Consider the following 6,834-nt stretch of genomic DNA (forward strand, 5'->3'; position numbering starts at 1 on the left):
ACAACTAAACTCGCTAAGTTTGATTAGCGAGTTTCTTAATTTAAAATACAAAGATAAGGTGGTAATAATATGGTAGTCAATGATTGGAGAAAATCGGTAGTTTATCAAATTTATCCTAAGTCATTCAATGATACGACGGGTAATGGTGAAGGTGATTTAAATGGCATAATTGAAAAGTTAGACTATCTACAATATCTAGGTGTGGATTATATTTGGTTAACACCTATTTATGAATCACCTATGAATGATAATGGTTATGACATTAGCGATTATTATAAAGTGAATGAACAATTTGGCACGATTGAAGATTTAAAAACATTGATTGCTGAAGCACATCAACGTGATTTAAAAATAATGATGGATATCGTCATTAATCATACATCTACAGAACATGAATGGTTTAAACAAGCATATTCAGATAAAAGCAACCCATATAGAGACTACTATTTCTTTAGGAGGTCAGCAGATAATCAACCACCGACAAATTGGGAATCAAAGTTTGGTGGTAATGCTTGGAAATACGATGACAAAACAGATGAATATTATCTTCACTTATTTGACGTAACACAGGCAGATTTGAATTGGGATAACCCTGAAGTGCGTCGTGAACTCTATAAAGTGATTAATTATTGGATTGATTTTGGTGTAGACGGTTTTAGATTCGATGTAATTAATTTAATATCAAAAGGTGAATTTAAAAATTCAGAAAAGATAGGAAAAGAATTTTACACTGATGGACCACGTGTGCATGAATACTTACACGAAATGAATCAACAGACATTTGGAGTTAAAGATATGATGACAGTGGGCGAAATGTCTTCGACAACGATTGAAAATTGTATTCAATATACGGATCCCGAACGTCAAGAACTAAGTAGTGTGTTTAATTTTCATCATTTAAAAGTAGATTATATTAATGGAGAAAAGTGGACAAACGCAAAGTTAGACTTTCATAAATTAAAAGAAATATTAATGGAATGGCAAATAGGTATTTATAACGGTGGCGGATGGAATGCTATTTTTTGGTGTAATCATGATCAACCACGTGTAGTAACACGATTCGGTGATGATTCGACGGAGGTTTTACGTCAAAGTAGTGCTAAAATGCTAGCCATCGCTTTGCACATGCTTCAAGGCACACCATATATTTACCAAGGTGAAGAAATTGGTATGACAGACCCTCACTTCAATGATATCGACCAGTATAGAGATATAGAATCTCTAAATGCATATAAAAAGTTAAAAGCTGAAGGTTATCCAGAAACAGAGATTTTAACGATATTAGGACAAAAATCTCGTGATAACTCTCGTACACCTGTACAGTGGACAAGCGGTGAAAATGCAGGTTTTACTTCAGGCACACCTTGGATTGATATTCCTAACAACTATAAGGAAATCAATGTTGAAGCAGCCATAGAAGACGATCAATCCATTTTGCAAACATATAGAAAATTGATAAAGCTACGTCACGAACATGATATTATAACTTATGGGAATATTGAGCCACTTTACATGGACCACGATGAATTATTTGTTTATAAGCGTCATTATAAGGATGAAACATGGTTAGTGATTGCTAACTTTTCAAAAGAAAAAGTTGAAATACCACAAGACTTAAAAGTTGAAGGAGAAGTAATGTTACAAAATGGCTCGATTGTAAATGGTTTAATAGACGGATTTGGTGCCATCGTAGTTAGACAATAATTTAAATTAAAAGGCAGTGAGTGAAATCACATGAAACAGAAAAAATTTATTGCGATTTATGAAAATTTACGCACAGATATCATCGAATCAAAGCTACCATATGGTGCTCAATTGCCATCAGAAAACGAATTGGTATTCGACTACAATGCCTCTCGTGAAACCGTGCGCAAAGCGCTTAATCTACTTGTTAGAGACGGTATGATTCAGAAAATTAAAGGTAAAGGATCAGTTGTAATCTATCAAGGTGTTACAGAATTCCCATTTGCGAATTTAACGAGTTTCAGGGAAGTTCAACAAGGATTAGGTCTGAGTCATGAGACTGAAGTTAGATTATTAGAACGCATACCTGCCAGCGAAGTACCGGAAGTAAAAAACGCTTTGGGCTTGCGCCAGAGTGAAACATTGTGGCACATTATCCGAACGCGAAAAATTGATCGTCGCGTAAAAATTATTGATGAAGATTATTTAGTAGAAAAAATTGTTCCTGATATAACAATGAACATTGCTAAAGATTCGCTGTATCATTATATAGAACAAACGCTGAAGTTAGAAATTAGCTACTCTAATAAATCTATCACCTTTGAAGCATTTGGTAATTTAGAATGTGAAATATTTGGAGATGTAACACCACCATACACTGCAACGGTTCGAGGTATCGTCCATTTAAAGGATACGACAAAATTTCAATATAACATTTCCAAACATTTAGCCACGGAGTTTAAGTTTAATGATTTTTCGAGACGTCACAAAATTTAATGAAATAAGTTATAAAATAATGAATTGTATGACTTGCAATCAGTCATTACCTTATAGTATGATATATCTTGCCGTGCTAGGTGGGGAGGTAGCGGTTCCCTGTACTCGAAATCCGCTTATGCGAGACTTAATTCCTTCGCTAAGGCTACGTTTTTGTGAAGTCTGCCCAAAGCACGTAGTGTTTGAAGATTTCGGTCCTATGCAATATGAACCCATGAACCATGTCAGGTCCTGACGGAAGCAGCATTAAGTGGATCATCGTATGTGCCGTAGGATTGCCGAGATTTAGCTGTCGACTTTGGTTACGTTTATGATACGTATTCGAAGCGAAGGTGCACGGTTTTAATTTTTAAAATAAATACAATTAACCATATATTATGAGTGACTTATCTTTTGATAGCAGTCACTCTTTTTTTATATTAAAATAATAGCGATACATTAATTTAATTGATTGAACTGTAACGATAGCATTCTGATTGTAACTGCCCAAAATTGAATTTAGTGAATTTGGAGGAACGACATATGCAAATTTATTTAAGTACATTAACTGAAAATGACTATGACGCAAGTTTAGACGAAATAAAAACTGCTTTTGAAAACGTCGCAGAGTCCAACCATGATGAACAAGATTTAGTTTTGAAAATTAGAGCATCTACAGAATATAATTCCGAATTGGAAGTTGTTGCGAAGACAGATGAAGGTGATGTCATTGGCCATGCAATGCTTTCAGAAATAGAGATTATTAACGATGAAACACGCTATATGGCGTTAGCGTTAGCACCTTTATCTGTATTGCCAGAATATAGAAGTAAAGGTATAGGTAAAGCGCTTGTTCAAGCTGTGGAAGAACGCGCAAAAGCGCAAGATTATACGACTATTATTGTACTTGGAGATCCTGAATATTATGGTATGTTAGGTTATGAAGAGGCAAGCCACTATCAAATTTATAGCCCGTTTGATGTACCATCGAAATATTTTATGGTTAAATTCTTGTGGGAACAACTTGCAGAGCAACCAAATGGTAATGTAGTTTATCCAGAGGCATTTAATTAATATTCAAAATATAAAGCACAGTGATATAATAGTTGTTGAATGTAATTGGAGGTGTGAAGGTGAATTATCAAGCTTTATATAGAATGTTCCGGCCACAGAGTTTTGAAGATGTAGTAGGCCAGGAACATGTAACTAAAACATTGCGCAATGCAATTTCAAAAGGCAAACAATCACATGCGTATATTTTTAGCGGGCCGAGAGGGACAGGCAAAACAAGTATCGCAAAAGTATTCGCGAAAGCTATTAATTGTCTCGAACGTTCCAATGGAGAACCTTGTAATGAATGTGCTATTTGTACAGGGATTACGCGAGGAACGAATTCAGATGTGATTGAAATAGATGCTGCTAGTAATAATGGTGTGGATGAAATTAGAAATATCAGAGATAAAGTTAAATACGCACCAAGTGAATCAAAATTCAAAGTATACATTATAGATGAAGTTCATATGTTAACAACAGGTGCTTTCAATGCATTGTTGAAAACTTTAGAAGAACCACCAGCACATGCAATTTTTATATTGGCGACTACAGAACCACATAAAATACCTCCGACAATTATTTCAAGAGCGCAAAGATTTGATTTCAAAGCAATTAGTCACGATGAAATTGTAGAACGTTTGCAATTCGTAGCAGACGCTCAAGATATAGAATATGATAATGCTGCCTTAGATTTTATTGCCAAAGCATCTGAAGGTGGTATGCGAGACGCGTTAAGTATCATGGACCAAGCAATTGCTTTTGGTGATGATCATCTTACATTGCAAGACGCGTTGAATGTAACTGGTAGCGTAGATGCTCAAGCATTGAATGATTTACTAAAAGAGATAGTTGAAGGAGATGTAAAAACTGCATTTTCAACTTATCACCAATTTATTGCACAAGGTAAAGAAGTAAATCGTCTGATTAATGATATGATTTATTTTGTGAGAGATACCATTATGAATAAGACATCTAATATAGAATCTGAATATGATGCACTGATGCATTTTGACTTAGAAACTTTGTATAAAATGATTGATGTGATTAATGATACGCTTGTTTCAATCAGATTTAGTGTCAATCAAAGTGTGCATTTTGAAGTATTATTAGTTAAAATAGCAGAAATGATTAAAGGCGAATCAGAAAATGTGCAAACTGTTGCTACAACGAGCGTAGCCAGTGAACCTAATAATGAAGTATTGTTACAGCGAATGGAACAGTTAGAAAATGAACTGAAAACATTAAAATCACAAGGTGTCGTAACTAATAATGCAAAACCGCAAGCTAAAAAAACAGCTAGTAAAGGCACGCAATCGAAAAATGCGTTTTCAATGCAACAAATTGCCAAAGTATTAGATAAAGCTAACAAAGAAGATATTAAACAGCTTAAAGACCACTGGCAAGAGGTTATAGATCACGCTAAAAGTAATGATATGAAATCATTAGTAAGCTTACTTCAAAATTCAGAACCAGTGGCAGCTAGTGAAACACATGTACTGATTAAATTCGAAGAAGAAATACACTGTGAGATTGTAAATAAAGATGATGAAAAAAGAGAGAATATTGAGAACGTAGTATGTAATATTATAGATAAAACAGTTAAAGTAGTGGGCGTGCCAGCAGATCAGTGGATGAGAGTAAGAACAGAATATCTTCAAAACCGCAAACAAAGTACGAGTGCGGAAGAAAACAGAACAGCGACAACAGCGTCTCCTGAAGAAGTCGACGTCGTTCAAAAGGCTAAAGACCTATTTGGAGAAAACACAGTAAATGTAATTGATGAAGAGTGATACATGACAATGAATTAAAAGGCATGTATAATGAGACAAAAGATGAATTACAATCAGATGAGATTGAAGTTTTTAAGGAGGATAAATATATGCGCGGTGGCGGAAATATGCAACAAATGATGAAACAAATGCAGAAAATGCAAAAGAAAATGAATGAAGAACAAGAAAAATTAAAAGAAGAAAAAGTACAAGGTACAGCTGGTGGTGGCATGGTAACTGTCACAGTATCAGGTCATAAAGAAGTTCTCGATGTAGAAATCAAAGAAGAAGCAGTTGATCCAGATGACATTGAAATGTTACAAGACTTAGTTATTGCTGCTACTAACGAAGCGATGAATAAAGCTGATGAACTTACTCAAGAACGTTTAGGTAAGCATACACAAGGCTTAAATATCCCTGGAATGTGATTGTATGCACTATCCAGAACCAATATCCAAACTTATCGACAGTTTCATGAAACTGCCAGGCATTGGGCCGAAGACAGCTCAACGTCTGGCGTTTCATGTATTAGATATGAAAGAAGACGATGTCGTTCAATTTGCTAAAGCTTTAGTAGATGTAAAACGAGAACTTACCTATTGTAGTGAGTGTGGGCATATTACTGAGCAAGATCCATGCTATATTTGCCAAGATAAACAGAGAGATCGTTCAATTATTTGTGTGGTTGAGGACGATAAAGATGTTATCGCTATGGAAAAAATGCGTGAATATAAAGGCTTGTACCATGTATTACATGGTTCTATATCTCCGATGGATGGCATAGGACCAGAAGATATTAATATTCCAAGTTTAATCAATCGCTTGAAAAATGATGAAGTAAAAGAGCTCATCTTAGCAATGAACCCTAATTTGGAAGGCGAGTCAACGGCGATGTATATATCGAGACTAGTTAAACCAATAGGTTTAACAGTAACTCGATTAGCGCAAGGACTTTCTGTTGGTGGAGATTTAGAATACGCGGATGAAGTGACATTATCAAAAGCGATTATGGGCAGAACAGAGATGTAATAAGTGTTCAATTATAAATAAAATGAAACCAAGCTACCTTTTTTTTAAGGTAGCTTTAAATTTTTGAAAAGAAATTTAATAAACAGTAAAGTTTGTTTTATAGAGTTATTCAAACTATTTATCAATGTCAAAAATCACGAGATGAAGATAAAAACGAACGATACGAACCATTGGAAATAAAAAGTATGTAAAATGAAGAAAGATCACATTTGATCATGAAGAAAAGTGTAAATTTTACTGTTGTTCAAAGCGTTTTAAGCGTGTATAGTATTTACTTGTCGGACGAAACAAAACGACACACATAATGATATTTCAAAACAAGCTTTCAAATTAATTTTAAAAAGTTCTTGACTTTCAAAGTTAAAACCTGTAGAATTAATTCTTGTGATTGAAACAAATGAACATTGAAAACTGAATTGCAATATGTCAACGTTAATTCCGACTTCAACATTAAATGTTGAATCAAAACAACGTGTTATTAATAACACAAATTAGTATTTTATGAGCTAATCAAACATCATATTTTTTATGGAGAGTTTGATCC

6 protein-coding genes and 1 other RNA gene are annotated in these 6,834 nt (G+C 34.4%); all 7 read left to right on the top strand.

Going from position 1 to position 6,834, the window contains the following annotated elements:
• Window positions 1-69 precede the first annotated feature (69 nt).
• The 7 genes from treC to recR all read left to right on the top strand — a co-directional run bounded on the left by treC (window position 70) and on the right by recR (window position 6,290).
• A complete protein-coding gene (treC, locus tag KA824_RS07180) occupies window positions 70-1,704 on the top strand; it encodes an alpha,alpha-phosphotrehalase (protein WP_107385688.1) in 1,635 nt (544 codons plus the stop codon).
• A gap of 30 nt (window positions 1,705-1,734) precedes the next feature.
• A complete protein-coding gene (gene treR / locus KA824_RS07185; RefSeq protein WP_107383739.1) occupies window positions 1,735-2,460 on the top strand; it encodes a trehalose operon repressor in 726 nt (241 codons plus the stop codon).
• Window positions 2,461-2,531: 71 nt separating this feature from the next.
• Window positions 2,532-2,800: signal recognition particle sRNA large type (gene ffs, locus KA824_RS07190), an RNA gene on the top strand.
• 182 nt (window positions 2,801-2,982) lie between these two features.
• Window positions 2,983-3,513, top strand: a complete 531-nt coding sequence (locus KA824_RS07195; RefSeq protein ID WP_181187397.1) for a GNAT family N-acetyltransferase — start codon at window positions 2,983-2,985, stop codon at window positions 3,511-3,513.
• Between the two features lie 59 nt (window positions 3,514-3,572).
• Window positions 3,573-5,282: a DNA polymerase III subunit gamma/tau gene (gene dnaX, locus KA824_RS07200; protein WP_107385691.1), complete on the top strand. Its 1,710-nt coding sequence runs from the start codon at window positions 3,573-3,575 to the stop codon at window positions 5,280-5,282.
• Between the two features lie 89 nt (window positions 5,283-5,371).
• Window positions 5,372-5,689, top strand: a complete 318-nt coding sequence (locus tag KA824_RS07205; RefSeq protein ID WP_026034724.1) for a YbaB/EbfC family nucleoid-associated protein — start codon at window positions 5,372-5,374, stop codon at window positions 5,687-5,689.
• A 4-nt stretch (window positions 5,690-5,693) separates the two neighbouring features.
• Complete coding sequence (gene recR / locus KA824_RS07210) at window positions 5,694-6,290, top strand: recombination mediator RecR (protein WP_046206986.1); 597 nt, start codon at window positions 5,694-5,696, stop codon at window positions 6,288-6,290.
• The last annotated feature ends 544 nt before the right edge of the window (window positions 6,291-6,834 follow it).

The sequence above is a fragment of the Staphylococcus sp. GDY8P198P genome (assembly GCF_017891615.1).
In the GTDB taxonomy this organism is placed as follows: domain Bacteria; phylum Bacillota; class Bacilli; order Staphylococcales; family Staphylococcaceae; genus Staphylococcus; species Staphylococcus cohnii.

Coding starts and splice junctions, on each gene's coding strand:
- treC (WP_107385688.1), top strand. CDS start 70: ATGGTAGTCAATGATTGGAGAAAATCGGTAGTTTATCAAATTTATCCT.
- KA824_RS07205 (WP_026034724.1), top strand. CDS start 5,372: ATGCGCGGTGGCGGAAATATGCAACAAATGATGAAACAAATGCAGAAA.
- recR (WP_046206986.1), top strand. CDS start 5,694: ATGCACTATCCAGAACCAATATCCAAACTTATCGACAGTTTCATGAAA.
- KA824_RS07195 (WP_181187397.1), top strand. CDS start 2,983: ATGCAAATTTATTTAAGTACATTAACTGAAAATGACTATGACGCAAGT.
- treR (WP_107383739.1), top strand. CDS start 1,735: ATGAAACAGAAAAAATTTATTGCGATTTATGAAAATTTACGCACAGAT.